22 protein-coding genes are annotated in these 26,708 nt (G+C 69.3%); 6 read left to right on the top strand and 16 right to left on the bottom strand.

Translation table 11 applies throughout. The annotated features are described in order from the left end of the window. Positions 1 to 8 precede the first annotated feature (8 nt). The 8 genes from CBM2594_RS06820 to edd all read right to left on the bottom strand — a co-directional run bounded on the left by CBM2594_RS06820 (position 9) and on the right by edd (position 9,809). A complete protein-coding gene (locus CBM2594_RS06820; protein ID WP_092313816.1) occupies positions 9 to 1,661 on the bottom strand; it encodes a CTP synthase in 1,653 nt (550 codons plus the stop codon). Between the two features lie 140 nt (positions 1,662 to 1,801). Continuing rightward, the gene (locus CBM2594_RS06815; protein WP_116356171.1) at positions 1,802 to 2,608 is read right to left on the bottom strand and encodes an alpha/beta fold hydrolase; all 807 of its coding nucleotides are present in this window, start codon (positions 2,606 to 2,608) and stop codon (positions 1,802 to 1,804) included. Between the two features lie 10 nt (positions 2,609 to 2,618). Next, on the bottom strand, positions 2,619 to 3,440 hold the full coding sequence (locus CBM2594_RS06810; protein ID WP_116356170.1) for a peptidase: 822 nt from the start codon (positions 3,438 to 3,440) through the stop codon (positions 2,619 to 2,621). 114 nt (positions 3,441 to 3,554) lie between these two features. Then, positions 3,555 to 4,394, bottom strand: a complete 840-nt coding sequence (locus CBM2594_RS06805) for a transglutaminase family protein (RefSeq protein ID WP_198048105.1) — start codon at positions 4,392 to 4,394, stop codon at positions 3,555 to 3,557. 46 nt (positions 4,395 to 4,440) lie between these two features. Next, positions 4,441 to 5,430, bottom strand: a complete 990-nt coding sequence (locus CBM2594_RS06800) for an alpha-E domain-containing protein (protein WP_116356168.1) — start codon at positions 5,428 to 5,430, stop codon at positions 4,441 to 4,443. Between the two features lie 46 nt (positions 5,431 to 5,476). Then, positions 5,477 to 6,952 (bottom strand): circularly permuted type 2 ATP-grasp protein, encoded by a 1,476-nt coding sequence (locus CBM2594_RS06795; protein ID WP_116356167.1) that lies wholly within the window; start codon positions 6,950 to 6,952, stop codon positions 5,477 to 5,479. A 351-nt stretch (positions 6,953 to 7,303) separates the two neighbouring features. Continuing rightward, positions 7,304 to 7,810: a gluconokinase, GntK/IdnK-type gene (locus tag CBM2594_RS06790; RefSeq protein ID WP_116356166.1), complete on the bottom strand. Its 507-nt coding sequence runs from the start codon at positions 7,808 to 7,810 to the stop codon at positions 7,304 to 7,306. Positions 7,811 to 7,916: 106 nt separating this feature from the next. Beyond that, complete coding sequence (gene edd, locus CBM2594_RS06785; RefSeq protein WP_116356165.1) at positions 7,917 to 9,809, bottom strand: phosphogluconate dehydratase; 1,893 nt, start codon at positions 9,807 to 9,809, stop codon at positions 7,917 to 7,919. A gap of 257 nt (positions 9,810 to 10,066) precedes the next feature. On the opposite strand from edd, the gene CBM2594_RS06780 reads away from it, so the two are divergent. Next, on the top strand, positions 10,067 to 10,999 hold the full coding sequence (locus tag CBM2594_RS06780) for a MurR/RpiR family transcriptional regulator (protein ID WP_116356164.1): 933 nt from the start codon (positions 10,067 to 10,069) through the stop codon (positions 10,997 to 10,999). 19 nt (positions 11,000 to 11,018) lie between these two features. Here the strand turns inward: CBM2594_RS06780 and CBM2594_RS06775 are convergent, their stop codons facing one another. The 4 genes from CBM2594_RS06775 to CBM2594_RS06760 form a co-directional block, all read right to left on the bottom strand. Beyond that, positions 11,019 to 13,436 carry a DNA internalization-related competence protein ComEC/Rec2 gene (locus CBM2594_RS06775; protein WP_116356163.1) on the bottom strand — a complete coding sequence of 806 codons (2,418 nt, stop codon included), beginning with the start codon at positions 13,434 to 13,436 and terminating at the stop codon, positions 11,019 to 11,021. Positions 13,437 to 13,689: 253 nt separating this feature from the next. Further along, positions 13,690 to 14,523 (bottom strand): TatD family hydrolase, encoded by an 834-nt coding sequence (locus CBM2594_RS06770; protein WP_116356162.1) that lies wholly within the window; start codon positions 14,521 to 14,523, stop codon positions 13,690 to 13,692. A 13-nt stretch (positions 14,524 to 14,536) separates the two neighbouring features. Continuing rightward, positions 14,537 to 15,277, bottom strand: coding sequence for a lipoprotein-releasing ABC transporter ATP-binding protein LolD (gene lolD / locus CBM2594_RS06765; protein WP_116356161.1), 741 nt, complete (start codon positions 15,275 to 15,277; stop codon positions 14,537 to 14,539). Further along, the gene (locus tag CBM2594_RS06760) at positions 15,270 to 16,520 is read right to left on the bottom strand and encodes a lipoprotein-releasing ABC transporter permease subunit (RefSeq protein WP_116356160.1); all 1,251 of its coding nucleotides are present in this window, start codon (positions 16,518 to 16,520) and stop codon (positions 15,270 to 15,272) included. The genes lolD and CBM2594_RS06760 overlap by 8 nt, the downstream gene beginning before the upstream one ends. Before the next feature lie 159 nt (positions 16,521 to 16,679). Here CBM2594_RS06760 and CBM2594_RS06755 point away from each other — a divergent pair, with 159 nt between their 5' ends. Both CBM2594_RS06755 and recJ read left to right on the top strand, forming a co-directional pair. After that, complete coding sequence (locus CBM2594_RS06755; protein ID WP_116356159.1) at positions 16,680 to 17,795, top strand: hypothetical protein; 1,116 nt, start codon at positions 16,680 to 16,682, stop codon at positions 17,793 to 17,795. Positions 17,796 to 17,842: 47 nt separating this feature from the next. After that, a complete protein-coding gene (gene recJ, locus CBM2594_RS06750) occupies positions 17,843 to 19,549 on the top strand; it encodes a single-stranded-DNA-specific exonuclease RecJ (RefSeq protein WP_116356158.1) in 1,707 nt (568 codons plus the stop codon). 10 nt (positions 19,550 to 19,559) lie between these two features. Here recJ and CBM2594_RS06745 read toward each other — a convergent pair whose 3' ends face one another. Next, positions 19,560 to 20,282 (bottom strand): peptidoglycan DD-metalloendopeptidase family protein, encoded by a 723-nt coding sequence (locus CBM2594_RS06745; protein WP_116356157.1) that lies wholly within the window; start codon positions 20,280 to 20,282, stop codon positions 19,560 to 19,562. A gap of 192 nt (positions 20,283 to 20,474) precedes the next feature. Here CBM2594_RS06745 and prfB point away from each other — a divergent pair. The 3 genes from prfB to lysS all read left to right on the top strand — a co-directional run bounded on the left by prfB (position 20,475) and on the right by lysS (position 24,053). Continuing rightward, positions 20,475 to 21,579, top strand: a protein-coding gene (gene prfB / locus CBM2594_RS06740) for a peptide chain release factor 2 (RefSeq protein ID WP_116356156.1) whose coding sequence is annotated in 2 segments (ribosomal slippage) — positions 20,475 to 20,555 and positions 20,557 to 21,579 — 1,104 coding nt in all. Because the reading frame shifts where the segments join, the coding sequence is not laid out codon by codon here. A gap of 112 nt (positions 21,580 to 21,691) precedes the next feature. Next, positions 21,692 to 22,450, top strand: coding sequence for an SDR family oxidoreductase (locus CBM2594_RS06735; protein ID WP_116356155.1), 759 nt, complete (start codon positions 21,692 to 21,694; stop codon positions 22,448 to 22,450). A 49-nt stretch (positions 22,451 to 22,499) separates the two neighbouring features. Further along, on the top strand, positions 22,500 to 24,053 hold the full coding sequence (lysS, locus tag CBM2594_RS06730; protein WP_116356154.1) for a lysine--tRNA ligase: 1,554 nt from the start codon (positions 22,500 to 22,502) through the stop codon (positions 24,051 to 24,053). Between the two features lie 143 nt (positions 24,054 to 24,196). Here the strand turns inward: lysS and iscX are convergent, their stop codons facing one another. Genes iscX through hscA form a run of 3 tightly spaced genes read right to left on the bottom strand, consistent with a single transcriptional unit; the run spans position 24,197 to position 26,670 of the window. Further along, positions 24,197 to 24,391, bottom strand: a complete 195-nt coding sequence (gene iscX, locus CBM2594_RS06725) for a Fe-S cluster assembly protein IscX (protein ID WP_018006908.1) — start codon at positions 24,389 to 24,391, stop codon at positions 24,197 to 24,199. Between the two features lie 35 nt (positions 24,392 to 24,426). Continuing rightward, positions 24,427 to 24,765 (bottom strand): ISC system 2Fe-2S type ferredoxin, encoded by a 339-nt coding sequence (fdx, locus tag CBM2594_RS06720; protein ID WP_116356153.1) that lies wholly within the window; start codon positions 24,763 to 24,765, stop codon positions 24,427 to 24,429. A 39-nt stretch (positions 24,766 to 24,804) separates the two neighbouring features. Further along, positions 24,805 to 26,670 carry a Fe-S protein assembly chaperone HscA gene (hscA, locus tag CBM2594_RS06715; protein ID WP_116356152.1) on the bottom strand — a complete coding sequence of 622 codons (1,866 nt, stop codon included), beginning with the start codon at positions 26,668 to 26,670 and terminating at the stop codon, positions 24,805 to 24,807. Positions 26,671 to 26,708: the final 38 nt, after the last annotated feature.

Below are 26,708 nucleotides of genomic sequence, written 5' to 3'. Positions count from 1 at the left end.
GCCCGGGCTCAGGCGCCCTTGCGCTGCTGGCTGGCGAGCGCGGCTTCGACATAGGCCTTGAACAGCGGGTGGCCGTCGCGCGGTGTCGAGGTGAATTCCGGGTGGAACTGCACGCCGACGAACCACGGGTGCATCGACTCCGGCAGTTCCATCATTTCCGGAAGGTTCTCGGTCGGGGTGCGGGCCGAGATCACCATGCCGGCCTTTTCCAGCGTCGGCACGTAGTGGTTGTTGACCTCGTAGCGGTGACGGTGGCGTTCGTTGACCTCGGCGCCATAGATGGCCGCTGCCTTGGTGCCTTCCTTGACCGGCACGCGCTGCGCGCCCAGGCGCATGGTGCCGCCCAGGTCGGAATCGGCCGAGCGCTGCTCGACCTTGCCTTCGCGGTCGACCCACTCGGTGATCAGCGCGACCACCGGGTGCTCGGTTTCCAGGTTGAACTCGGTCGAGTTGGCGTCGGCCATGCCGGCCAGGTGGCGGGCAAACTCGATCACCGCCAGCTGCATGCCCAGGCAGATGCCGAGGTACGGGATCTTGTTCTCGCGGGCGTACTGGATCGCGCGGATCTTGCCTTCGGTGCCGCGCTTGCCGAAGCCGCCCGGCACCAGGATGGCGTCCAGCGGCGCCAGCACTTCGAGGTGACCCGATTCCAGTTCCTCGGAATCGATGTACTCGATGTTGACGCGCGTGGCGGTGTGCATGCCGGCGTGGCGCAGCGCCTCGATCAGCGACTTGTACGACTCGGTCAGGTCGACGTACTTGCCGACCATGCCGATGGTGATTTCGTGCTCGGGATTTTCCTGGGCGTTGACCAGCTTCTGCCACATCGACAGGTCGGCCGGCTTCGGGTCCAGGCGCAGTTCCTCGCAGATCAGGCGGTCCAGGCCCTGCTCGTTGAGCATCTGCGGGATCTTGTAGATGCTGTCGGCGTCCCACACCGAGATCACGGCGTCTTGCGGGATATTGGCGAACAGCGAGATCTTGGCGCGCTCGTCGTCCGGGATCGGGCGGTCGGCGCGGCACAGCAGCGCGGTGGGAGAGATGCCGATTTCACGCAGCTTCTGCACCGAGTGCTGGGTCGGCTTGGTCTTGAGCTCGCCGGCGCTGGCAATGAACGGCACCAGTGTCAGGTGCACGAAGGCGCAGTGGTTGCGGCCCATGCGCAGGCTCATCTGGCGCGCGGCTTCCAGGAACGGCAGCGATTCGATGTCACCCACGGTGCCGCCGATTTCCACCAGCGCCACGTCGGCCTTGCCGTCGTGCGACGCGGCCGCGCCCTTTTCGACAAACGCCTGGATCTCGTTGGTGATATGCGGGATCACCTGCACGGTCTTGCCCAGGTATTCGCCGCGGCGCTCCTTGCGGATCACCGATTCGTAGATCTGGCCGGTGGTGAAGTTGTTCGACTTGCGCATCTTGGCCGAGACGAAACGCTCGTAGTGGCCGAGATCCAGGTCGGTTTCCGCACCGTCTTCCGTGACAAACACCTCGCCATGCTGGAAAGGGCTCATCGTGCCGGGATCGACGTTGATGTAGGGATCGAGCTTGAGGAGGGTGACTTTGAGGCCGCGCGACTCAAGAATGGCCGCGAGCGAGGCAGCAGCGATGCCCTTGCCGAGAGAAGAGACGACGCCACCGGTGACGAAGACGAATTTGGTCATAAACCGAGCTTGCCGGGGAAATCGGGATTATACATGAGAGCCCGTTCCCCGCCGACCCGGAAATTGTGACAGCAGGCCCGCTGCGGCACGCCACAGCGGGCCTTGCCGGCCGCGTTGCGGCGCATCCGCCGCACGCCGGCTCAGCGCCCCTGCTGGCGCATCGCGCCGATCAGTTCGCGCACCAGTTGCGCGGTCTGCTGCGGCCGCTCCATCGGGTACAGGTGGCCGCCTTCGATAAAGCGCAGGTTGGGCCCGACCAGCCGGCGCGTCGCCCCCAGGCCGCACTGGCGCACCTCGCGCGAGCGCGTGCCGGCGACAAAGCCGACCGGCACCGGCGCGCCGCGCGCGACCTTGCGCCCGAGGCTGGTCGGCAGCGTGCGGTAGATCCAGTATTCGACCTCGCGGTCGAAGCGCAGCCGGCGTTCGTTGTCGTTGCCGGTGGGCTCGGTGCCGTGGATGGCGTAGTCGCGCAGCACCTCGTGGTCCCACACGGCGAAGTTGGGCTTGGCGCGGAAATGCTGCCACACCGCCTCGGCATCCGGCCAGTGCGTGCGCCGGTTCCTGGTCACCGCCGCCGGGCCGGGCTTTTCATCGATGCCCAGCATCTGCGCGGTCTTGAGCAACGATGCGCGCCAGCCGGCGATGATGGGCGAATCGAGCATGACCACGCCGCGCACCCGTTCCGGCCGGCGCAGCGCCGCCATCAGCGACAGGAAGCCGCCCAGCGAATGGCCCACCAGCCACACCGGCTCGCGATACTGGCGGTCGATCTCGCCCAGCAGTTCTTCCACCAGGTGCGGCCAGCCGCGTGTCACCGGGAATTCCGGCTTGTGTCCGTAGCGGTCCACCGCGCGGAATTCGAACTCGCCGTCGAGCTCGCCGAACAGCTTGCGGTAGGTCGTCACCGGGAAGCCGTTGGCGTGGGAAAAATGAATGATCTCGCGCATGCCTGCCGCCTCAATCCGGCTTGCGCGGATGCATGCGCTTGGCCCGCACCGGCTGGGCCCAGCGGTCGGCCTCGCCGGAGCGCGCCAGCGAGAATTCCGCGGGCGCGCCCGGATCCCACTCGGGGTTGTGGATCTCGCCGAAGACCTGGCGCAGGCGCTGCCCCCAGGTGTCGCGGATCATGCGGAAATAGGCGTTGCGCTCGTCGATATTGACAAAGCGCGTCACCTGCAGCGAATCCGCTTCATAGACCAGCAGGTCCAGCGGCAGGCCGACCGAGATATTCGACTTCAGCGTCGAATCCATCGAGATCAGCGCGCATTTGGCCCCTTCCGCCAGCGGCAGCGACGGGTGCACGACGCGGTCGACGATGGGCTTGCCGTACTTGGCCTCGCCGATCTGGAAGTAGCAGTTCTCGGGCGTGGCCTCGACGAAATTGCCGGCCGCGTAGATATTGAACAGCCGCACCCGCTCGCCGCGCACCTGGCCGCCGAAGACCAGGCTGACATTGAACTCGATGCCGGCGTCGCGCAGCGCGTGGGCATCGCGCCGGTGCACCTGGCGCACCGCCTCGCCGACGATCGAGGCGGCCTCGAACATGTCGCGCGCGGTCCACAGCGAGCGTTTCTCGTCGTGGTCCTCGATCAGGATCTGGCGCACCGACTGGCTGATCGCCAGGTTGCCCGCGGTCATCAGCACCATCACCCGGTCGCCGGGTTCCTCGAACACCGTCATCTTGCGCGCGGTGGAAATGGCGTCTACCCCGGCATTGGTGCGGGAGTCGGACAGGAATACCAGGCCGGCATCCAGCCGCATGGCTACACAATACGTCATGGTTTGTCTTGGTGTTCTCGGTGGCGGCCGGCCCGTGCCGGCAGTGGCCTGCATCACTCCGGATTCTAGCGCCCGTGCACCAGCACCGCGCCGCGTCTGGAAGCAAGCACCTAATCAGGTAAAAAGTGGCGTGATTGTTACATTGACTTCCAGCGTCTCGCCGTCGCCGCCGTCCCGGATGCCTCGCACTGGTGCTGCCGACGCGTAATCGCGCCCCACCGCCAGCCGGATATGGCGCTCGTCGGTCAGGCAGCCATGGGTGATGTCGATGCTGCACCAGATTTCCCGGGCCGGGTCCAGGCACACGTCGGCCCAGGCGTGGCTGGCCAGTTCGGTGGCGGCCGGGTCGTAGAAATATCCGCTGACATAGCGCGCGGGGATGCCCAGTGCGCGGCACGCCGCCACCATCACCTGCGCCTGGTCCTGGCACACGCCGCTGCCCAGCGCGAAGGCCTCGGCGGCCGAGGTGCCGACATCGGTGGTGTTGGGCTTGTAGCGCACGCGCTCGCCGATGCCACGGGCCAGCGCCAGCAGCGCGTCGATATCGTGCCCGGCCGCCAGGAACGGCGCGGCAAACGCCTGCATCGCCGCCGGTGCCGTGGTCAGCGGCGTGCTGCCGAGGAAGTACAGCGGCGACACCCGCGCTTCGCCGTCCGGCGGCGCGTCGCAGAACGCATGGTGACCGTCGCGGTCGAGCTCGCCATGCGGCGGCAGCACTTCGACTTCGCCGCTGGCTTCGATAGCGATGGTGCTGGCCGGCCCGGTCACGGTGAAGTTGTGCACGATGTTGCCGAACCCGTCGCGCGCGGCCGACGGGTTGCCCGGCGCCGACAGCTGCCAGTCGTGCACGGTCTGCAGCGGGCCCGAGCGCGGCTCGAGCCGCACTTCGTGCACGCTGCGCCGCACCGGTTCGGCGTAGCGGTAGACAGTATGGTGGTGGATCTTGTATTTCACGGTATCAGGGCGCGGCGGCGGCACGGGGGGCTGCCGGCGGCCCGGGTCAGGCCACCTGCAGCGGCACCAGGAAGTCCCGGCTGATGCCATTGCCGAGGTCGCCGATGCGCTCCAGGAAGCTGGTCAGGTACGCGTGCAGGCCGACGGCGAAGATATCGTCGATGCGCGCGTACTTCAGGTCGGCGTGGAGTTTACCAGCCTGCCGCTCGGTCTCCGCTGATTGCTGGTTGCGCACCGTATGCAGGATGGCCACCACCTCGTCCATGCTCGACACCAGCGAACGCGGCATGTCCGGACGCAGGATCAGCAGCTCGGCCACGCGCTGCGGCGTGATCACCGCGCGATAGACCTTGCGGTAGACCTCGAAGCCCGACACCGAACGCAGGATCGCCGCCCAGTGGTAGAAGTCGTTGTGGCCGCCCTGGCCGGGATTGGTCTCGCCTGCACCACCGTTGCCGCCCCCGCCGCCCTCCCCACTCGATGACGCCTGGAACTTGACGTCGAGGATGCGCGCGGTATTGTCGGCGCGTTCCAGGAAGGTGCCCAGCCGCATGAAGTGGAACGCATCGTCCTTCAGCATGGTACCGAACTGGACCCCGCGCGCCAGGTGCGAGCGGAACTTGACCCATTCGAAGAAGCGCGCCGGGTCTTCCTTCAGCACGCCGTCGGCAATCAGGCGCTGCACCTCCAGCCAGGTGGTGTTGACGGTTTCCCAGACCTCGGTGGTCAGCGAGCCGCGCACCGCGCGCGCGTTCTCGCGCGCCGCGCGCAGGCAGCTCATGATGGACGAGGCATTGGTCATGTCGCGCACCATGAAGTCGATCACGTCGTCGCGCGACAGCAGGCCGTACTTGTGGTCGAAGACCTCGGTCAGTTCCGAGATATCGAGCATGGCCCACCAGCCCTGCTCGGCCACTTCGGCCGATTGCGGCAGCAGCGAGGTCTGGTAGTTGACATCGAGCATGCGCGCGGTGTTCTCCGCGCGCTCGGTGTAGCGGGCCATCCAGAACAGGTGGTCGGCGGTGCGGCTCAGCATGTGGGCTCTCCGGGGTGGGCGGCGGTGGTCATGGCTGGCATCGCGTTCATCGTTCCAGCACCCAGGTGTCCTTGGTGCCGCCCCCTTGCGAGGAATTCACCACCAGCGATCCTTCCCGCAGCGCCACGCGGGTCAGTCCGCCCGGCACCATCCGCACCTCCTTGCCCGACAGCACGAACGGGCGCAGGTCGATATGGCGCGGGGCAATGCCGGCCTCGACATAGGTCGGGCAGGTCGACAGCGCCAGCGTCGGCTGCGCAATGTACTGCTCCGGCCTGGACCTGACCACCTCGCGGAAGGCATCGATCTCGGCGCGGGTCGCGGCCGGCCCGACCAGCATGCCGTAGCCGCCGGCGCCGTGGGTTTCCTTGACCACCAGCTCGTCCATGTGGTCGAGCACGTACTGCAGGTCATCGGCGCGCCGGCACATATAGGTCGGCACGTTGCTGAGGATGGCCTCTTCGCCCAGGTAGAAGCGGATCATGTCCGGCACATAGGGGTAGATCGACTTGTCGTCGGCCACGCCGGTGCCGATCGCATTGCAGATGGTCACGTTGCCGGCGCGGTAGACCGACAGCAGCCCGGCGGCGCCCAGCGCGGAATCGGGGCGGAACGCGAGCGGGTCGAGGAAATCATCGTCGACGCGCCGGTAGATCACGTCGATGCGTTGCGGGCCCTGCGTGGTGCGCATGAACAGGTGGTTGCCGTCGACGAAGAGGTCGCTGCCTTCGACCAGTTCCACCCCCATCTGCTGCGCCAGGAAGGCATGCTCGAAGTAGGCCGAGTTGTACATGCCGGGCGTCAGCACCACCACGGTGGGATCGGCGATCGCCTGCGGCGAGACCCCGCGCAGCATGTCGAGCAGCAGGTCGGGATAGTGCGCCACCGGCGCCACGCGGTTGCGCGCGAACAGGTCCGGGAACAAGCGCATCATCATCTTGCGGTTTTCCAGCATGTACGACACGCCCGACGGCACGCGCAGGTTGTCTTCCAGCACGTAGAACTCGCCCTCGCCTGCACGCACCACGTCGATGCCGGCGACATGCGCATAGACGTCGTGCGGCACGCTGACGCCGAGCATCTCGGGCCGGTACTGGGCGTTGTTGTAGATCTGGTCGGGCGGGATCACGCCGGCGCGGATGATGTCCTGGCCGTGGTAGATGTCGTGGATGAAGCGGTTCAGCGCCGCCACGCGCTGGCGCAGGCCTTTTTCCAGCAGCGCCCATTCGCTCGCCGGGAAAATGCGCGGGATCACGTCGAACGGAATGGTGCGCTCGGTGCCGCTGTTGGCCTCGTCCTTGTCGCCGTAGACGGCAAAGGTAATGCCCACGCGCCGGAACACCAGGTCGGCCTCGGCGCGCTTGTTGCCCATCGTGCTTTCGGTCTGGCGCGCCAGCCATTCGGCGAAATGCCGGTAGTGCGGGCGTATCGCCCCGTCAGGCAGGGCCTGTCCCGCGTGGATCAGCGCCGGCGCACCGTCGTCGCGCCAGTCCAGCATCTCGTCGAAGTACCGCGCCGCCATGATGGCCGCTCCTCCATGTCGCGGACTGCCGCCGTGCCTTGCGCATTCGCGCCGCCGCCGGCCGTCCTGGTTGCCCTGGCTGTCGTGCCCTGCCGCACGGCCGCACTGGTTGATGCAAGCCGCGGTGATGCCGTCGAGTCACTGGCCCTTCCAGCATACCCGTGCCGGCGAAAGCCGCAAGGTGGCATGGCGCGCCGCCTGTGCAGGCGCACCAGCACCGAAGCCAGGCTAGCAAGATGCCTGCCAGCGCACGCAAAAAAGCCGCCAGCGAGGCCGGCGGCCGTGATTGCGTTGCAGGGAAATGGAAGCCGTGCCGTGGAACCATGCCCCGTGGGGCATGGCGGCGGCAGTTCAGCGCGCCGCGCCGGCGCCTTGCCGCGCGGTAGCCCGCAGGATGGTGTCGACCAGCACCTCGGGCGGCTGGCGGATATCGAGCGCCAGCGCATCGCCGGGTTCTTCCAGCGTATCGAACTGGCTTTGCAGCAGTTCGGGGTTGAAGAAGTGCTCGCTGCGCGCGGACAGGCGCTGGCCGATCAGCGCGGCATCCCCCTTCATGAAGACGAAGGTCACGCCGCCGTCGGGCGGGGTCAGCCGGTCCCGGTAAGCCTGGCGCAGCGCCGAGCAGGTGAACACATGGGTGCGGCCTTCGGCCCGGGCCGAGTCGATGGCCGCGCGCATCGCGGCCAGCCAGGGCCAGCGGTCTGCGTCGGTCAGCGGAATGCCGGCGTGCATCTTGGCCTTGTTGGCATCGCTGTGGAAATCATCGGCGTCATGGAAGCCGCAGCCCAGCCGCTGCGCCAGCAACTGGCCGACCGTGGTCTTGCCGCTGCCGGAAACGCCCATCAGGATATAGATCATGTCTGCTCCGTCGGTCTTGGTATCGGATGGTGTTGCCATCCTTGTCTATCCTTGCTTGTCCTGGACGTCGTTCCCGCCTGCGCGGGAATGACGGAGGCAATAGAAACTATTGTGCGACGGTTTGCGCCGCGGAGGCAGTGACAAATGCGCCAGCGCCAGCGGCATCCGCCTCGGACAGGTCAAGTGCGCTGCCACCCTCTTCCGCGATGCGCGCGTGGCGCCGGAACAGGCCGAACAGGCCGCGCCCCAGGCTGAACTGCGCGAACGGGTCGGCCGGCGCGCGGGCCGGCGCGCGCGCCGCGAACTCGCTTTCGTCGCCCAGCCATTGCAGCGTGCCGGCGACGGCGTCGACGCGGATACGGTCGCCGTCGCGCACGCGCGCCAGCGCGCCGCCCGCCAGCGCCTCGGGGCCGACGTGGATCACCGCCGGCACCTTGCCCGAGGCGCCGGACATGCGCCCGTCGGTCACCAGCGCCACCTTGTGGCCGGCGTCCTGCAGCGCGCCCAGCACCGGCGTCAGCCGGTGCAGCTCCGGCATGCCGTTGGCATTCGGCCCCTGGAAACGCACCACCGCGACCAGGTCGCCACCGAGTTCGCCGGCATCGAACGCCGCCTGCAGCGCCTCCTGCGAATCGAATACCCGCACCGGCGCTTCCACCACGCGGTGTTCGGGCGCCACGGCCGAGACCTTGATCACGCCGCGGCCCAGGTTGCCCTGCATCAGCCGCAGGCCGCCCTCGGCCGAGAACGGCGCGGCGGCCGTCGCCAGCACCTGCGGGTCGCCGCTGTGCGCCGCGCCATCGCGCCAGTGCAGCACGCCGTCGGCCATCACCGGCTCCTGCGTGTAACGGGCCAGGCCCGGGCCGGCCACCGTCTGCACGTCCTCGTGCAGCAGCCCGGCCTGCAGCAGCTCGCGGATCACGAAGCCGGCGCCGCCGGCGGCATGGAAGTGGTTCACATCGGCCGAGCCGTTGGGATAGACGCGCGCCAGCAGCGGCGTGATGCGCGACAGCAGGTCGAAATCATTCCAGTCGATGACGATGCCGGCGGCGCGCGCCATCGCCACCAGGTGGATGGTGTGGTTGGTCGAGCCGCCGGTGGCCAGCAGGCCGACCATGGCGTTGGCGATGGCGCGTTCGTCGACGATGCGCGCCAGCGGCAGGTAGCCATCGCCGCGCGCGCGCAGTGCGATCGCGCGCTGCGCCGCAGCGGCGGTCAGCGCATCGCGCAGGCCGCTGTCGGGATGGACGAAGGCGGCGCCCGGCAGGTGCAGGCCCATGATTTCCATCAGGAACTGGTTGCTGTTGGCGGTACCGTAGAACGTGCAGGTGCCGGCGCCGTGATAGGCCTGGCATTCGGCTTCCAGCAGCGCATCGCGCCCCACCTGCCCGGTGGCATAGAGCTGGCGCACGCGCGCCTTTTCCTTGTTGGGCAGCCCGCTGGCCATCGGCCCCGCGGGCACGAACACCACCGGCAGGTGGCCGAACTGCAGCGCGCCCATCAGCAGCCCGGGCACGATCTTGTCGCACACCCCCAGCATCAGCGCCGCATCGAAGGTGTTGTGCGACAGCGCCACCGCGGTACCCATGGCAATCGCATCGCGCGAGAACAGCGACAGCTCCATGCCGGCGTTGCCCTGCGTGATGCCGTCGCACATGGCCGGCACGCCGCCCGCCACCTGCGCCACCGCGCCGACCGCGCGCGCGGCCTCGCGGATCACGGCGGGATAGCGCTCGTAGGGCTGGTGCGCCGACAGCATGTCGTTGTACGCGGTGACGATGCCCAGGTTGGGCGCATGGTCGACGCGCAGCCTGAGCTTGTCGCCGGCCGGCAGCGCGGCGAAGCCGTGCGCCAGGTTGGCGCAGGACATGCCGCGCAGCGGCCCCAGTTCCGCCTGCGCGCGCTCGCAGCGGGCAAGGTAGGCGGCACGGCTGGCGCGGCTGCGCGCAACGATGCGGTCGGTAACGGCCTGAAGCTCGGCATGGACGGCGGAAGGCATGGCGGTGACGGTCCTTGTGGGCGGAGGAGACTGACGCCGATCCGGCGCCAATCTCTGTAGATTTTCTACAGATCGGGACGCCATTATACCCAGCACGCGTTGCGCGTCGACCCGTCTAGGCAGCCATTTCCCGCAGAAAATTCCGAACTCAGGGCAAACCCGGAGAGCAAGGCGTGCGCCCTTTGAGGCAAGATGCGGCGCCAGCCGATGTAGAATCTCTACATCTCCCTCTAACACCGAAACCGCCACCTGCCGCCATGCGCGACCGCATCCTTGCCGTCTACGACACCCTTCGTCCCTCAGAACGCCGCCTGGCCGACTATGTCGCCCGCCACGGCGCCACCGTGATCCGGCTGTCGATGCCGGAGCTGGCCGAGCGCGCCGGCGTGTCGCAGCCCACCATCGCGCGTTTCTGCGCGGCGCTGGGCTACGACGGCTTCCGCGAATTCAAGCTGCAGTTCGCGCAGAACGTCGGCGGCGGCACCCCGTTCGTGCACCAGGATGTCGCGGCCGACGACCGCCCGGCGGACATCGCCGGCAAGGTCTTCGACCGCACCATTGCCACGCTGATGAGCGTGCGCAACGCCTTGTCGGCCGACCAGATCGAGCATGGCATCCGGCTGCTCGCCGGGGCGCGCCGCATCGAGTTCTATGGCTGCGGCAACTCCGGCATCGTCGCGCTGGACATCCAGCACAAGTTCTTCCGCCTGGGCGTGCCGACCGTCGCCTATGCCGACCCGCACGTATTCAGCATGTCGGCGGCGCTGCTGGCCCCCGGCGACGTCGCCGTGCTGGTCTCCAACAGCGGCCGCACCTGGGACATGCTGACCGCCGCCACGCTGGCGCGCAGCAGCGGCGCCAGCGTGCTGGCGCTGACCCACAGCGGCTCGCCGCTGGCCCGGCTGGCCGACGTCTGCGTGTTCTCGGACGTCGAGGAAGACAGCGAGGTCTACACGCCGATGACCTCGCGCATCAGCCACCTGGTTCTGGGCGACGTGCTCGCCGCCGGCGTGGCGCTGGCGCGCGCCGACACCGTTGCGCCGCGCCTGCAGCGCGCCAAGGCGCATCTGCGCGAGCGGCGCATCGCCGGCGCGGAGCCGGCGCCGGCCAGAAGCCGGGCCCGCACCGCGGCGAAGCCCGCCACCCCCGCCCCGTCCGCGCCGCGCACCAGCCGCCGCAAGGCCGGTTGACCGGCGCGGCACCGGCGCCCTAGCGCGGCGCCGGCGGCCGGTCCCGCCAGTAGCGCGGCTCGGCCTGCCGGAACAGCGACAGTTCGTAACCCGCGCGCGCCGTGTCCATCGTCACCGCGCCCGTTTCGTCGGTGCGATAGCGCAAGATGCCCGCGCGGCCAAAACGCTCCCACACGTCGGCGTTCGGATGGCGATAGCGGTTGGCATAGCCCAGCTGGAACACGGCCGCCGCCGGCGCCACCGCCTCGATCCAATCCGCGCCGGACGACGTGCCGCTGCCGTGATGCGCCACCACCAGCACGTCGGCCCGCAACGCTTGCGCCGGCTGGCGGTCGATCAAGGCACGCTCCTGCGCCACGCCGATATCGCCGGTAAGCAGCAGGCTGTGCACGGCGGTCTCGACGCGCAGCACGCAACTGCGCGCATTGCTGGCGACCGCGGCCTGTTGCGACTGCTCGGCCGGCGGGTGCAGCACCGAAAACCGGACCCCGTCCCACTGCCATTGCTGGCCCGCCAGGCATGGCGGCCACTGCTCCGGCCGCGATCCAAGCAAGGCATGGCCGGCAGGCGCGCCGGTGCTGCGCGCGGCCACGGCCACCGCCGCGGCAATGTCCGGCACGCCGCCGGCATGATCGATGTCTTCATGGCTGACCATCAGGTGATCGAGCCGGGCCACGCCCTCGGCGCGCAATACCGGCACCACCACCTGCTCGCCCGCGCTGGATCCTGACACATAGCCCGGCCCGGTGTCGTACAGCAGCGCGTGCGAGCGCGTGCGCACCAGCACCGCCGTGCCCTGCCCCACGTCGAACATGACCGCGCGGAACTGGCCGTGGGCAACCGGCGGGCCGCGCGCCATCAGCATCGGCAGCATCAGCAGCCCGCCATGCCGGCGCAGGCGCGCCGAAGCCACGGGCGCCACCAGCAGCGCAACGCCAAGCGCGGCCAGCAGCAGCGCCACCGGCCCCGCGCTGGCGGCCTCCCACATCGCCCATGGCAGCGTGGAGAACCATTCCAGCACGGCAGCCAGCCGCGCCATCGCAAAGTGCGCGGCCGCGATGACCGGCGCCGCGAGCAACGCCGGCAGCGCGGCGCCCAGCAGCGCCAGCGGCGTCACCAGCAGGCTGACCACCGGAATCGCCACCGCATTGGCCAACGGCGACACCACCGAGACCTGGCCGAACAGCAGCAGCGTCAGCGGCACCAGCCCGATGGTCACCGCCCACTGCGTGCGCGCGCCCGCGGCAAGCGCGGCGCGCAGCCGCTGCCAGCGCCCTGCGATCGCGGCGTCGCGCCCCGGCCGGGCAGCGAAGAAGATCACCGCCACGGCACCGAACGACAGCCAGAACCCGGGCAGCATCGCCGCCCACGGGTCCAGCAGCAGCGCCACCAGCGCCGCCCACGCCAGCACCACCGATGCCGGCGGCGCGCGCGCGCCCCATACGGCGGCCGCGGCGACGCAGAGCATGGCAACGGTGCGCAGCGCCGGCACCTGCATGCCGGCCAGCATGCCGTAGCCCAGCGCGGTGGCCACTGCCACCGCCAGCGCGGCTTGCCGGGCCGGCAGCCAGAGCGGCAGCGGCCGGCGCAGCCAGCGGCCGAGGCCAAGCGAATGGCGCCACAGCAGCCCGGCCAGCGACGCCGTCATGCCGGCCACCATGGTGATATGCAGCCCGGAGATGGCCACCAGGTGGCTGACGCCGGTGCGCCGGAACAGTTGCCAGTCTTGCGCCTCGATGCCGCGCTGGTCGCCGATCACCAGCGCGACCAGCACCGCGCCGAAGCGCGCCTCGGGTGGCAGCGCGGCGCGCAGGTGATCGCGCACGGCGGCACGCCAGGCTTCGATGCGCCAGGCCAGCCGCTCGGAAGCTGCGTCCTGCGGCGGCCCCTGCGCGCGGCGCACATAGCCGGTGGCGCCATAGCCTTGCGCCAGCAGCCAGTAGGCGTAATCGAAGCCGGACGGATTGGCGAGCCCGCGCGGGCGCCGCAGGCGAACCGTCAGCGTGAAGCGCTGGCCGGGACGCAGGTCGGGCGGCGCGCCACGCCAGTTGAGGCTCAGCCGATGCGGCAGTTGCAGGCCCGGTTCGACGGCATGCTCCACCGTGAACGCAAAGCGCGTCCCGGCGGCAGACTCCGACGGCAGCCCCGACACCACACCGCGCACGTCGAGGTCGCGTGCCTCGAGCGCGGCCGGCAGCCAGTCGCGCAGGCGCAGTTCAGCCCGCCAGCCCGCCCAGCAGAACGCGGCACCGAAGGCGACCGTGGCCAGTGCCACGCCATGCAGCGCGGCGTGCAGGCGCCTGCCCCAGGCGGCCACGGCAACAGCGAGCAACGCCAGCGCCGCAAGGGTCAGGCGGAGGCCGCCCGGCGGCGGCAGCGTTGACTGCTGCTGCAGCGTCCAGCATCCCGCAACGAAGGCCACCACGAACCAGCGCACCGCAACGCTCCTGCTTGTTTTCGCACAGTGAGAGTTGTACTGCCGGCGTGGGGAGGGAAGCTTGTCAGTCTGTCAGGGGGATGTGGAGATGTGTGACGGGTGGCAGGGCGCATCGGTGATCTGGCGGCATGCGGTACTGCAAGCGCCCGCCCTCACCCCGGCCCTCTCCCGCAAGCGGGAGAGGGCGTACCCAGTCGGCACAGGAAGGGGCGGAGTTCTTCGGGGCGCAGCTGCCTGGCTTAGCCTGACTGCTTCAGCCCGTTCGCGGCGCCATGCTGTCGGCAAACGCCGCCAGCCGCGGCAGCGCATCCACCGCATTGCGCCAGGTCGCCTGCGCCAGCGTCCATGCGTCGATGCCGCGCAGTTCCGCGATCACGCGCGCCACGCCGGCCACCTCGGCGGGCGTGTTGCGCGCCTTGTGCTGTTCGCCGAACTGGTCGTCGGACAGCCAGGCCGGCGCGATGTCCGGCGCATCGGTTTCCAGCACCAGCGCATCCAGCGGCAGCTCGGTCGCCAGCCGGCGGATCTGGCGCGCGCGGCTGAAGGTGACATTGCCGCCGAAGCCGAGCTTCAGGCCCTGGTCGACGAAGCGCCGCGCCTGCTCGTGGCTGCCGTTGAAGGCATGGGCAATGCCGCGCTTGACGCCGAGCTTGCGCAGCTGCGCGCCGACCTGGTCCTGCGACTTGCGCACATGCAGCAGCACCGGCAGGTCGAACTCGCGCGCGAGCTTCAGTTGTTCTGTGTAGAGCCAGGTCTGGTGGTCCGCCTCCAGCCCCGCGACGAAGAAGTCGAGCCCGATCTCTCCGATGCCGACAAAGCGCGGGTCATCCATGCTGGCGGCCACCTGGCGCCGCAGCGTGTCCAGATCGGCCTGGCCGGCGCCGGGCGAGCACAGCGGATGGATGCCCAGTGCGTAGACACAGCGCGCATCGCCATGCGCCAGCGCGCGCACGGTGTCGAAGTTCGACGCGGCCACCGCCGGCACCACGATGCCGCGCACGCCGGCGGCCTCGGCCGCGTCGGCGACCTGCCCGCGGTCAGCGTCGAACTCGGCGGCGTCGAGGTGGCAATGGGTGTCGATCCACATGGATGCCGCCGCTTCAGCGTTCCTGGTGCAGGTGGCCGTCGCGCAGCCGCAGCACGCGGTCGCAGCGGCCGGCGAGGTCCAGGTCGTGCGTGACGATGACAAAGCTGGTGCCGAGCGTGCGCGACAGCTCCAGCATCAGGTCATAGACGCCGCCGGCGGTGTGGTCGTCGAGGTTGCCGGTGGGCTCGTCGGCCAGCACGCAGGCCGGCTGGCCCACCAGCGCGCGCGCAATGGCGACGCGCTGGCGCTCGCCGCCGGACAACTCGCCCGGCCGGTGCCGCGAGCGCCCGCCCAGCCCGACGCGTTCCAGCATCGCCTGCGCGACCTCGCGCGCAGCCGGCTGGGTCAGGCCGCGGATGCGCAGCGGCATCGCCACGTTGTCGAGCGCGGTGAATTCCGGCAGCAGGTGGTGGAACTGGTAGACAAAGCCCAGCGAGCGGTTGCGCACCACGTTGCGCTCGCGCTCGCGCAGCGCCGTGAACGGCTTGCCGAGCAGCGCGACGCGGCCGGAATCGGGCTCGTCGAGCCCGCCCAGCACATGCAGCAGCGTGCTCTTGCCCGAGCCCGATGCGCCGACGATGGCGACCTTCTCGCCGGCATTGACGCGTACGTCGACCCCGCGCAGCACGTCGACGTCGAGCTCACCCTGGCGAAAACGCTTGGTCAGGCCCTCGGCCACCAGCACCGGCGCGCCGGTGCGCGGCAGGCCCGGCGCGGGCGTGGAAGTATCGGCTTGCAGCACGGCTTCACTCATAGCGCAGCGCCTCCGCCGGGTTGACGCGGGCGGCGCGCCAGCTGGGATAGAGCGTGGCCAGCGTGGCCAGCACGAAAGAGATGATGCCGATGGTGGCGATGTCGTTCACGCGGGGGTCGGAAGGCAATTGGCTGATGAAATAGATGTCGCGCGGCAGGAACTGCACGTGCAGCAGGCGCTCGATGAAGGGCACGATCACGTCGATATTGGTGGCGATCAGCGTGCCGCCGGCCACGCCCAGCAGCGTGCCGATAAAGCCGATGGCCACGCCCTGCACGATGAAGATCTTCATGATCGAGCCCGGCTGCGCGCCCATGGTGCGCAGGATGGCGATATCGGCCTGCTTGTCGGTGACGGTCATCACCAGCGTCGAGACCAGGTTGAATGCGGCCACCGCGATGATCAGCGTCAGGATGATGAACATCATCCGCTTCTCGGTCTGCACCGCGGCAAACCAGTTGCGGTTCTGCTTGGACCAGTCGCGCAGGTAAAGCTCGCCCGACAGGGTGCCGGCCAGTTCCTGCGCCACCTGCGGCGCGCGCTGCATGTCCTGCAGCTTCAGCCGCACGCCGGTGGGGCCGCTCAGGCGGAACAGGGTCTCGGCGTCCTTCAGGTTGACCAGCGCCAGCGCGCTGTCGAACTCGAAGTGCCCGGACGAAAACACGCCCACCACGGTGAACTGCTTGAGCCGCGGCAGCACGCCCGCCGGCGTGATGGTGCCCTGCGGCGCCAGCAGCGTGATCTTGTCGCCCACCTGAACCCCCATGGCATTGGCCAGCTCGTTGCCCAGCGCGATGCCGAAGCTGCCCGGCGCCAGCGCCGCCATGCTGCCGGCGCGGAACTGGCTGGCGATCTCCGACACCTTGGGCTCCTGCGACGGCTCCACGCCGCGCAGCAGCACGCCGCGCACGGCATCGTCGCGGGTCAGCATGGCCTGCGCCGCCACGTAGGGCGCGGCGCCGACCACTTCCTTGTTCTGCAGGGCCTCGGCCGCGGTCTGCTGCCAGTCGGGCAGCGCCGACGGGCCGACCACCTCGATATGCGCCAGCACCGACAGCATGCGGTCGCGCACTTCCTTCTGGAACCCGTTCATCACCGACAGCACCACGATCAGCGCGGCGACGCCGAGCGCGATCCCCAGCATCGAGATCATCGAGATAAACGAAATGAAGGTATTGCGGCTGGCGCGCTTGCTTGCGCGGGTGTATCGCCAGCCGATCTGCCACTCGTAGGGAAATTTCAAGAGGATTCCTGTTGTTTCGGGAAAGCGCCGGTGCCCGTCGGGGCGCCGCTGGCGCCACGCTTGCGGGTCGTGGCGGGCGGCGCTGCACTCACGCCCCAGTATCGCCGCAGTCACGCCGGCACTGGCGCGGGCCAGCCGGGAGTTTACAATCTCGCCACCATGATGACGCACCTGACCCTGATTGTGCCCTTTTCCGTCCCGCCCGGCGCCGGCGACGACGGCCGCGACGACGTCGTCCCCGGCGCGCTGCTGCGGCAGTTGGAGCTGCCGGGGCTCGGAAAGTTGCTGACCCGGGCCGCGCCCGGCCCGCGCGAGCGGCACGACGATCCCTTCCTGCGCAGCCTGCCGCAAGAGCGCTGGCTGGCCGGCAAGGCCGGACTGGATACGGTGCGGGTGCCGCTGGCGCCCTATATGCGGCTGGCCGACAGCGGCGCGGCGCCCGGCACCGCGGCCGCCGCCGACGGCCAGTCGTGGGCCTGCCTGCAGCCGGTGCACATCCATGCCGCGCGCGACCACCTGGTGCTGATGCCGCCGGGCCAGCTCGGCCTGAGGCCAGAGGAAGCCACGGCGCTGCGCGCCGCGATCGACCCGCTGCTGCAGGAATCCGGCATCGCGCTGGAGACGCCCTGCCCGCAGCGCTGGTACCTGCCCGAGGCGGTGTTCGGCCCGCTCGAGGCCACCACGCCGCTGCGCGCGGCGGGCCGCAATATCGACATCTGGATGCAGGCCGGCGAGCGCGCGCGCGACTGGCGCCGGCTGCAGAACGAAATCCAGATGACGTGGTTCGACCACCGCGTCAACCAGGCGCGCGAGGCCGCCGGCGAGGTGCCGGTGAACTCGGTCTGGCTGTACGGCGGCGGCGCGCTGCAGCCGGTGCCGCGGCTGGCCGACACGGTGCTGAGCGGCGACCCCTTCCTGAGCGGCCTGGCGCTCGCCGGCGGCAGCCAGGCGCTGCCGGTGCCGGCGGGACTGGCCGGCGCGGCCGGGGCCGAGGGCGCGGTGCTGGCCCTGCTCGACAGCGCCACCGAAGCGCATATCGCCGAAGACTGGGGGCTGTGGCTGGACCGCATGCATGCGCTCGATGCCGACTGGTTCGGGCCGGCGCTTGACGCGCTGGCGGCCGGCGGCATCGGTGCCATCACGCTGGTGCTGGCCGGCGAGAACCACTTTGCCGAGTTCACCGTGCGCCGCGCCGACCTGCGCAAGTTCTGGCGCGGCATGGGCCAGCGCGGCGACTGGCGCGCGCTGCTGTCCGACCTCGCCTTTGCCGCCTGACGCCATCGCCCCCGCCACCCCACTGCCGCCCCACTGCCGCCCCGCCCATGACCCGGATCGCCATCCGCCAATATTCTCCCGAACACGCCAGCTCGCTGGCGGCCGCCGGCCTGCACCCGACCCTGGCGCGCATCCTGGCCGCGCGCGGCGTGGCCCGCGCCGCCGAGCTGGCCACCGACCTGCCTGAACTGGTGCCGCCCGCGGCCATGAAGGGCATCGGCCACGCCGCGGCTTACCTGGCCGACGCCATCGCCGCCGGCAAGCGCCTGCTGATCGTCGCCGACTACGACTGCGACGGCGCCACCGCGTGCGCGGTAGGCGTGCGCGGGCTGCGCATGCTGGGCGCGCGGGTGGAATACATCGTGCCCAACCGCTTCGAGTACGGCTACGGCCTGACGCCGGAGATCGTCGCGCTGGCGGCCAGGCAGCAGCCGGACGTGATCGTCACGGTCGACAACGGCATCGCCAGCGTCGACGGCGTCGCCGCGGCCAATGCGCTGGGCATCGACGTGGTGGTGACCGACCACCACCTGCCGGGATCGGAGCTGCCGCAGGCCGCGGTGATCGTCAACCCGAACCAGCCGGGCTGCGAATTCCCCAGCAAGAACCTGGCCGGCGTGGGCGTGATGTTCTACGTGCTGCTGGCGCTGCGCGCCGAGCTGCGCCGGCGCGGCGTGTACACCCAGCAGACCCAGCCGCCGCTGCAGACGCTGCTGGACCTGGTGGCGCTGGGCACCGTCGCCGACGTGGTCAAGCTCGATACCAACAACCGCATCCTGGTGGCGCAGGGACTGCGCCGCATGCGCGCCGGGCGCATGCAGCCCGGCGTGGCCGCGCTGTTCCGCGCCGCCGGGCGCGAGGCGGCGCGCGCCAATACCTTCGACCTGGGCTTCGGGCTGGGCCCGCGCCTGAATGCCGCCGGCCGGCTCGCCGACATGTCGCTGGGCATCGAATGCCTGCTGACCGACGATGCCAACCGCGCCTGGGAAATCGCCCAGGAGCTGGACAGCATGAACCGCGAGCGCCGCGACATCGAGGCCGGCATGCAGCAGGAGGCGCTGCAGATCCTGGAGCAGCCTATGGCCGGGCTAGCTGGCCCGGACCCGTCGTCGCGCTTCACCGTCAGCGTGTTCAACGACACCTGGCACCAGGGCGTGATCGGCATCGTCGCGTCGCGGCTGAAGGACAAGTTCCACCGCCCCACCATCACCTTCGCGCCGGGCGACGACACCACCGTCAAGGGCTCGGGCCGCTCGATCCCCGGCTTCCACCTGCGCGACGCGCTGGACCTGGTGTCCAAGCGCCACCCCGGCATGCTGCTCAAGTTCGGCGGCCACGCCATGGCGGCGGGGCTGACCGTGCGCGCCGAGCGCTTTGCCGAATTCCAGGAAGCGTTCGAGGCGGTCGGGCGCGAATGGCTGACCGACGACCAGCTCGCGCGCGTGATCGAGACCGATGGGGATATCGAGGACCAGTGCTTCAGCCCGGAGTTCGTCACCCTGCTGGAGCAGCAGGTGTGGGGCCAGGGTTTCCCGGCGCCGACCTTCTGCGGCGAGTTCGACGTGCTGCGCCAGAGCGTGCTCAAGGGCAAGCACCTGAAGCTGCAGCTCGGGCGCGGCAGCCAGCGCTTCGATGCGATCTGGTTCAACCATGCCGACTCGCTCGGCGCCAGCGCGCAGGTGGCCTACCGGCTCGACAACAACACCTTCAACGGCGTCACGCGCGTGCAGCTGGTGATCGAGCACGCGCAGTAGCGCGCCCCGCTCAGCCGCGCGACGGCAGGTAGCTGGCCGGGTTCACCGGCTTGCCGTTGCCGCGCACCTCGAAGTGCAGCTCGCTCGGGCTCGCGCCCATGCGGCCGACGTCCTGCCCCGCCGACACCTGCGCGCCCTCGCTGACCAGCGGCTGGTCGAGGTTGCCGTACACGGTGAGCCAGTCGTCGTTGTGCTTGACGATCACCAGCATGCCGTAGCCGCGCAGGTTGCCGACATGGATGGCGCGTCCGGCGGCGGCGGCGCGCACCGTGCCGTTGGCCGGCACGGCGATGCTCAGGCCCTTGCTGGCCGGCGGCGCGAAGCCGGCCGTGACGCGGCCGTCGGCCGGCCATTGCAGGCGGATGCTGCTGGCGGGCGGCCGCGATGCCGTGCTGTCGACGCGCGGCGTATCGGTCACGGCCTGCCCACTGCCCGTCGACGCCGCCGCGCTGCCGGCGGCGGCGCCGGGCGGCCGCACCCGGATCAGCTGCCCCACCTCGATCTGGCTCGGGCTGGTGATATCGCTGTTCCAGCGGGTCAGGTCGCGCACGCTGCGGCGGTGCTTGCGCGCGATCGAATACAGCGTGTCGCCGCGCTCGACGCGGTAGTAGCCGTCCGGCACGGGCCCGCCCGTGGTGCCGCAGCCGGCGGTGATGGCTGCGGTGGCGGCCGCCAGCAGCAGGCCCAGCGCGCGGCGCCGGCCTGGCTCGATGTCATGTCTGGTTTTCGTCATGCGTCCCTGTTCGTGGTCTGTGCCGGGGGCGGCTTGCGACCCGTATTATCGCCGCGTGCGCCGGCCGGCACCGGCGGATAGACCGCGCGGGGGCCGTTGCGTTCGGTTCCGGGCACGCCGAAAGCGGCCCGCAAGCCCCGATCTGCCGCGCCGATCCGCTATAATTCGAGGTTTTCGAAGCGCAGGAACATCATGGAAGCAGAACGCCTCAACGCCATCTCCGGTGCCATCTCCGATCTCCGTTCCCGGACGGAAGATCTACGGGGGTATCTTTGACTACGATGTCAAAGTAGGAAGGCTGGACGAAGTCAACGGCCTGCTGGAAGACCCCGACGTCTGGAACAACCCCAAGCGGGCCCAGGACCTCGGCAAGGAAAAGAAGATGCTCGAGGGCGTGGTCGGCGTCCTGGGCAAGCTCACCGATGACCTCGTCGGTGCGGAAGAGCTGTTCGAGCTCGCCAGGGAAGAAGGCGACGACGAGACCCTCGAGTCGATCGAGGCCGACGTCAAGGGCTTCGAGGCCGTGGTGGCGGACATGGAATTCCGCCGCATGTTCGCCGGCGAGATGGACCAGGCCAACGCCTTTATCGACATCCAGGCCGGCGCCGGCGGCACCGAAGCGTGCGACTGGGCCTCGATGCTGCTGCGCCAGTACCTGAAGTACTGCGAGCGCAAGGGCTTCAAGGCCGAGGTGCTGGAAGAGTCCGAGGGCGACGTCGCCGGCATCAAGAGCGCGACCATCAAGATCGAGGGCGAGTACGCCTTCGGCTACCTGCGCACGGAAACCGGCGTGCACCGGCTGGTGCGCAAGTCGCCGTTCGATTCGTCAGGCGGGCGCCATACCTCGTTCTCGTCGGTGTTCGTCTACCCCGAGGTCGACGATTCCTTCGAGGTCGAAATCAACCCGGCGGACCTGCGCGTGGATACCTACCGCGCCTCGGGCGCGGGCGGCCAGCACATCAACAAGACCGATTCGGCCGTGCGTATCACGCATATCCCGACGGGGATCGTGGTGCAGTGCCAGAACGACCGCTCGCAGCACCGCAACCGTGCCGAGGCCATGTCGATGCTGAAGTCGCGCCTGTACGAGCACGAGATGCGCAAGCGCCAGGCCGAGGCCGACAAGCTCGAGGCCGGCAAGACCGACGTGGGCTGGGGCCACCAGATCCGCTCCTACGTGCTGGACCAGAGCCGCATCAAGGACCTGCGCACCAACGTGGAAATGTCCAACACCCAGAAGGTGCTGGACGGCGACCTGGACCCGTTCATCGAGGCCAGCCTCAAGCAGGGACTGTAGGACGACTGCAAGGCAACACCCGCCGCCGGGCCGGCGGCGGCACAGCAACCCATCCATCGCTGTACCGCCGCCCGCGCCTTGCCGGCACGACGGCCTTTCCGACCGGGGCACCATGAGCGAAGCCAATCACCTGTACATCATCACCGGCGCCTCGCGCGGGCTGGGCGCGGCACTGACCAACGCCCTGCTGGTGCCGGGCAACCGCCTGATCTGCGTCGCGCGCAGCCGCAACACCGAACTGGAACGCATCGCCACGCTCAGCGGCGTGCCGGTGGCGTGGCACCTGCAGGACCTGTCGCAGGCCGGTCCCGCCGCCACCTGGCTCGCCAGCGTGCTCGACACGCTGGATCTGCCGCCGACCAGCGCCACGCTGATCCTGAACGCGGGCGTGGTCGAGCCGATCGGTCCGGTCGCGGCGCTGCAGGAAAAGACGCTGGTGCCGCACCTGCTGACCAACCTGGCGGCGCCGATGACCATGACCGCGGCGTTCCTGGAGCGCACCGAGAAGTTCGGCTGCCCGCGCAAGGTGCTGGCAATCTCGTCCGGCGCCGCGCGCCGGCCGATCGAAGGCTGGAGCGCCTATTGCGCGGGCAAGGCCGGGCTCGACATGTTCATGCGCTCGGTCAATGCCGAGTACGCCCAGGCCGAGGCCCCGGGCACCGTGCGCGCGGTGGCGCTGGCCCCTGGCGTGATCGATACCGGCATGCAGGCCACCATCCGCAATGCCGATTTTGCCCAGGTGCAGCGCTTCCGCGAACTCAAGGCCAACCAGCAGCTCGCCTCCGCCGAGGAAACCGCCGGCCGCATCGTCGCCTACCTGCACCGCCCGGATTTCGGCAGCACCGAGCTCGACGATCTCCGCAACTACTGAAGCCATACTGAACCCGCGCGCGGCACCCGCGCGCGACCGACAAGACATCATGACCGAACCGAACCGCGCCCAGGCCCAAGCGCAGACCAAGCCCGCCGCCGACACCCCCGCCGCCGACGACAACAAGATCATCGCGGAACGGCGCGAGAAACTGGCCGCGCTGCGCCAGCAAGGCGTGGCCTTCCCCAACGATTTCCGCCCGACCCACCAGGCCGCCGCGCTGCAGGCGCAGTACGCCGACACCGAGCAGGCCACGCTCGAGTCCGCCCCGGTCGAGGTCGCCATCGCCGGGCGCATGATGCTCAAGCGCGTGATGGGCAAGGCCAGCTTCGCCACCGTGCAGGACGGCAGCGGCCAGATCCAGTTCTACATCACGCGCGACAAGGTCGGCGAAGAGGTCTACGCCGCCTTCAAGCACTGGGACCTGGGCGACATCATCAGCGCCCGCGGCGAGCTGTTCCGCACCAACAAGGGCGAGCTGTCGGTGCAGGTGCGCGAGCTGCGCCTGCTGTCCAAGTCGCTGCGCCCGCTGCCGGACAAGTTCCACGGCCTGGCCGACCAGGAAATGAAGTACCGCCAGCGCTATGTCGACCTGATCGTGTCGCCGGAAACGCGCGACACCTTCCGCGCGCGCACCAACGCGATCTCGTCGCTGCGCCGCCATATGGCCGACGCCGGCTTCATGGAAGTCGAAACGCCGATGCTGCACCCGATCCCGGGCGGCGCCGCGGCCAAGCCGTTCATCACGCACCACAATGCGCTGGACATGCAGATGTTCCTGCGCATCGCGCCCGAGCTGTACCTGAAGCGCCTGATCGTCGGCGGCTTCGAGCGCGTGTTCGAGATCAACCGCAACTTCCGCAACGAAGGGGTGAGCCCGCGCCACAACCCCGAGTTCACCATGATGGAGTTCTACGCGGCCTACACGGACTACCGCTGGCTGATGGACTTCACCGAGGACCTGATCCGCAAGGCCGCGATCGACGCGCGCGGCAGCGCCGTGCTGACGTACCAGGAGCGCGAGCTGGACCTGTCCAAGCCGTTCCACCGCCTGACCATCTGCCAGGCGATCCAGAAGTTCGCGCCGCAGTACACCGACGCGCAGCTGGCCGATGCCGAATTCCTGCGCACCGAGCTGAAGAAGTTCGGCGTCAACACCAATGCGCCGCAGTTCCTCAATGCCGGGCTGGGCACGCTGCAGCTGGTGCTGTTCGAGGAAACCGCGGAAAGCCAGCTGTGGGAGCCGACCTTTATCGTCGATTACCCGGTCGAGGTCTCGCCGCTGGCGCGCGCCTCGGACACGGTGCCGGGCATCACCGAGCGCTTCGAGCTGTTCATCACCGGCCGCGAGATCGCCAACGGCTTCTCGGAGCTGAACGACGCCGAGGACCAGGCCGACCGCTTCCGCAAGCAGGTCGAGCAGAAGGACGCCGGCGACGAGGAAGCGATGTACTTCGACGCCGACTATATCCGCGCGCTGGAGTACGGCATGCCGCCGACGGGTGGTTGCGGGATCGGTATCGACCGGCTGGTGATGTTGCTGACGGATAGTCCGAATATCCGGGACGTCATCCTGTTCCCGCATCTGCGCAAGGAAGACTGAGGCACTCCAAACCCCTTGGTTTGCTCCCTCTCCCGCAAGCGGGAGAGGGAGCAAACCGATCGATCGATCAGATCGCGTCGCCCAGCACCAAAGCAAAAGGCCGGCATCAAGCCGGCCTTTTGCTTATCCCTGATATCACGAATTCATTCCGCTTCCTCGATCCACGCCTGCTGGATCGCCTCCAGGATCTTCTCGCCCGAGCGCGCCGGATCGTCGGCAAAGCCGTCGAGTTCCAGCACCCAGCGGCGCAGGTCGGTAAAGCGCACGCCGGCCGGATCGACGTCCGGGAACTTGTCGTACAGTGCTTCGGCGATGGCGTAGGTATCGGTCCACTTCATGGGGTTCGTTCTCCGCTGAGTTCAGTGCCGGCCGCTCAGTGGCCTTCCTTGGCGTGGTTGATGGTGTATTTGGGAATCTCGACGGTCAGGTCTTCCTCGTCGACGATGGCCTGGCACGACAGCCGCGAATTGGGCTCGAGGCCCCAGGCCTTGTCGAGCAGGTCTTCTTCCTTCTCCTCGGCCTCGTTGAGCGAGTCGAAGCCCTCGCGCACGATCACATGGCAGGTGGTGCAGGCACAGGACTTCTCGCACGCGTGCTCGAGCTCGATGCCGTTGGCGAGCAGCGTGTCGAGCACGCTGACGCCCTTGTCGGCCTCGATCACCTTCCCTTCCGGGCAGTATTCGACGTGGGGCAAAACAATGATCTGTGGCATGTGGGTGTCCTGAAGTCTGTTCTACGGTGCGGTCGGCGTTCAGCCCAGTTCCTGCACCTTGCGCCCCGCCAGTGCGCTTTTGATCGAGCGGTCCATGCGGCGCGCCGCAAATTCATCGGTGCCGTGCGACAGCGTCTCGACCGCGGCGCGGATGGCGAGATGGTCTTCGCCGGTGGCGATTTCGCGCACCGTGGCCATCAGCGCTTCCACCGCCGCGCGCTCGTCGGCGGACAGCAGGTCGCCGTCGGTTTCCAGCGCGCGCTGCGTGGCCTCGACCAGGCGCTCCGCTTCGACGCGTTCCTCGGCCAGCGCGCGGCTCTTCATGTCTTGTTCGGCTTCGCGGAAGCTGTCCTGCAGCATGCGCGCGATATCGTCGTCGGCCAGCCCGTACGACGGCTTGACCGTGACCGACGCTTCCACGCCCGAATGCGTTTCGCGCGCGGTCACCGACAGCAGCCCGTCGGCATCGACCTGGTAGGTCACGCGGATGCGCGCGGCGCCGGCCACCATCGGCGGGATGCCGCGCAGCTCGAAGCGCGCCAGCGAGCGGCAGTCGCTGGCCAGCTCGCGCTCGCCCTGCAGCACGTGGATCGCCATCGCGGTCTGGCCATCCTTGAAGGTGGTGAACTCCTGCGCGCGCGCCACCGGGATGGTGCTGTTGCGCGGGATGATCTTCTCGACCAGGCCGCCCATGGTCTCGACGCCCAGCGACAGCGGGATCACGTCGAGCAGCAGCCAGTCTTCGCCCGGCGCATGGTTGCCGGCCAGCAGGTTGGCCTGCATCGCCGCGCCCAGCGCCACCACCCGGTCAGGGTCGAGGTTGGTCAGCGGGGTCTGGCCGAAGAAATCGCCGACCGCCTTGCGGATCGACGGCATGCGCGTGGCGCCGCCGACCAGCACCACGCCCTTGACTTCCGCGGGCGTCACGCCGGCATCGCGCAGCGCCTTGCGCACCGGCGCCAGCGTCTTCTGCACCAGGTGCGCGGTAATCTTGTCGAAGGTCGCGTCGGTCAGCGTCAGGTGCACGATCTCGCCGGATTCCAGCACCGCGTCGATCACCGTGCTGTCCGCTTCCGACAGCGCTTCCTTGGCGGCGCGCGCGCGCACCATCAGCAGGCGCATGTCCTGCGCCGACAGCGGCTGCAGGCCGGCCTGCTCGACGATCCAGCACAGCAGGCGCTGGTCGAAGTCATCGCCGCCGAGCGCCGAATCGCCGCCGGTGGCCAGCACTTCGAACACGCCCTGGGTGAGCTTGAGCACCGAGATGTCGAAGGTGCCGCCGCCCAGGTCATAGACGGCGTAGGTGCCTTCGGCGGCGTTGTCGAGGCCATAGGCAATGGCCGCGGCGGTGGGTTCGTTGAGCAGGCGCAGCACTTCCAGGCCGGCCAGCCGCGCGGCGTCCTTGGTCGCCTGGCGCTGGGCCTCGTCAAAGTAAGCCGGCACCGTGATGACGGCGCCGACCAGGTCGTCGCCGAGGCTGTCTTCGGCGCGCTGGCGCAGCGTGGCGAGGATCTCGGCCGAGATCTCCACCGGGCTCTTCACGCCGGCCGCGGTCTTGATCTGCACCATGCCCGGCGCATCGACGAAGTCGTACGGGCTGTGCTCGATATTGGCGACGTCGCGCAGGCCGCGGCCCATGAAGCGCTTGACCGAGACGATGGTGTTCTTGGGGTCGCGCACCGCTTCTTCCTGGGCCCGGTAGCCGATCTGTGCGGTGCGGTCCGGCAGGTAGCGCACGACCGACGGCAGCAGCGCGCGGCCGCGCTCGTCGGCCAGCACCTCGGGAATGCTGCTGCGCACCGCGGCCACCAGCGAGTTGGTGGTGCCGAGGTCGATGCCGACCGCCAGGCGGCGTTGATGGGGCGCCGGCGACATGCCGGGTTCGGAAATCTGGAGCAGTGCCATGGTAATTCTTCGCTGTCTTGTACGGCAGGGAAACCGCC

The organism is Cupriavidus taiwanensis, assembly GCF_900249755.1.
GTDB classification, from domain to species: Bacteria; Pseudomonadota; Gammaproteobacteria; order Burkholderiales; family Burkholderiaceae; genus Cupriavidus; species Cupriavidus taiwanensis_D.
Note: the sequence above shows the minus strand (reverse complement) of the source record. Positions and strands in the feature narration are given on the sequence as shown.

What these genes read in the sequence shown, in the direction of transcription:
- CBM2594_RS06810 (WP_116356170.1), bottom strand. Translation starts at nt 3,440, where the DNA reads ATGACGTATTGTGTAGCCATGCGGCTGGATGCCGGCCTGGTATTCCTG.
- hscA (WP_116356152.1), bottom strand. Translation starts at nt 26,670, where the DNA reads ATGGCACTGCTCCAGATTTCCGAACCCGGCATGTCGCCGGCGCCCCAT.
- CBM2594_RS06790 (WP_116356166.1), bottom strand. Translation starts at nt 7,810, where the DNA reads ATGATCTATATCCTGATGGGCGTTTCCGGCAGCGGCAAGACCACGGTC.
- CBM2594_RS06815 (WP_116356171.1), bottom strand. Translation starts at nt 2,608, where the DNA reads ATGCGCGAGATCATTCATTTTTCCCACGCCAACGGCTTCCCGGTGACG.
- fdx (WP_116356153.1), bottom strand. Translation starts at nt 24,765, where the DNA reads ATGCCACAGATCATTGTTTTGCCCCACGTCGAATACTGCCCGGAAGGG.
- recJ (WP_116356158.1), top strand. Translation starts at nt 17,843, where the DNA reads ATGACCCGGATCGCCATCCGCCAATATTCTCCCGAACACGCCAGCTCG.
- lolD (WP_116356161.1), bottom strand. Translation starts at nt 15,277, where the DNA reads ATGAGTGAAGCCGTGCTGCAAGCCGATACTTCCACGCCCGCGCCGGGC.
- CBM2594_RS06820 (WP_092313816.1), bottom strand. Translation starts at nt 1,661, where the DNA reads ATGACCAAATTCGTCTTCGTCACCGGTGGCGTCGTCTCTTCTCTCGGC.
- lysS (WP_116356154.1), top strand. Translation starts at nt 22,500, where the DNA reads ATGACCGAACCGAACCGCGCCCAGGCCCAAGCGCAGACCAAGCCCGCC.
- CBM2594_RS06780 (WP_116356164.1), top strand. Translation starts at nt 10,067, where the DNA reads ATGCGCGACCGCATCCTTGCCGTCTACGACACCCTTCGTCCCTCAGAA.
- CBM2594_RS06770 (WP_116356162.1), bottom strand. Translation starts at nt 14,523, where the DNA reads ATGTGGATCGACACCCATTGCCACCTCGACGCCGCCGAGTTCGACGCT.
- CBM2594_RS06755 (WP_116356159.1), top strand. Translation starts at nt 16,680, where the DNA reads ATGATGACGCACCTGACCCTGATTGTGCCCTTTTCCGTCCCGCCCGGC.
- iscX (WP_018006908.1), bottom strand. Translation starts at nt 24,391, where the DNA reads ATGAAGTGGACCGATACCTACGCCATCGCCGAAGCACTGTACGACAAG.
- CBM2594_RS06745 (WP_116356157.1), bottom strand. Translation starts at nt 20,282, where the DNA reads ATGACGAAAACCAGACATGACATCGAGCCAGGCCGGCGCCGCGCGCTG.
- CBM2594_RS06735 (WP_116356155.1), top strand. Translation starts at nt 21,692, where the DNA reads ATGAGCGAAGCCAATCACCTGTACATCATCACCGGCGCCTCGCGCGGG.
- CBM2594_RS06800 (WP_116356168.1), bottom strand. Translation starts at nt 5,430, where the DNA reads ATGCTGAGCCGCACCGCCGACCACCTGTTCTGGATGGCCCGCTACACC.
- edd (WP_116356165.1), bottom strand. Translation starts at nt 9,809, where the DNA reads ATGCCTTCCGCCGTCCATGCCGAGCTTCAGGCCGTTACCGACCGCATC.
- CBM2594_RS06795 (WP_116356167.1), bottom strand. Translation starts at nt 6,952, where the DNA reads ATGGCGGCGCGGTACTTCGACGAGATGCTGGACTGGCGCGACGACGGT.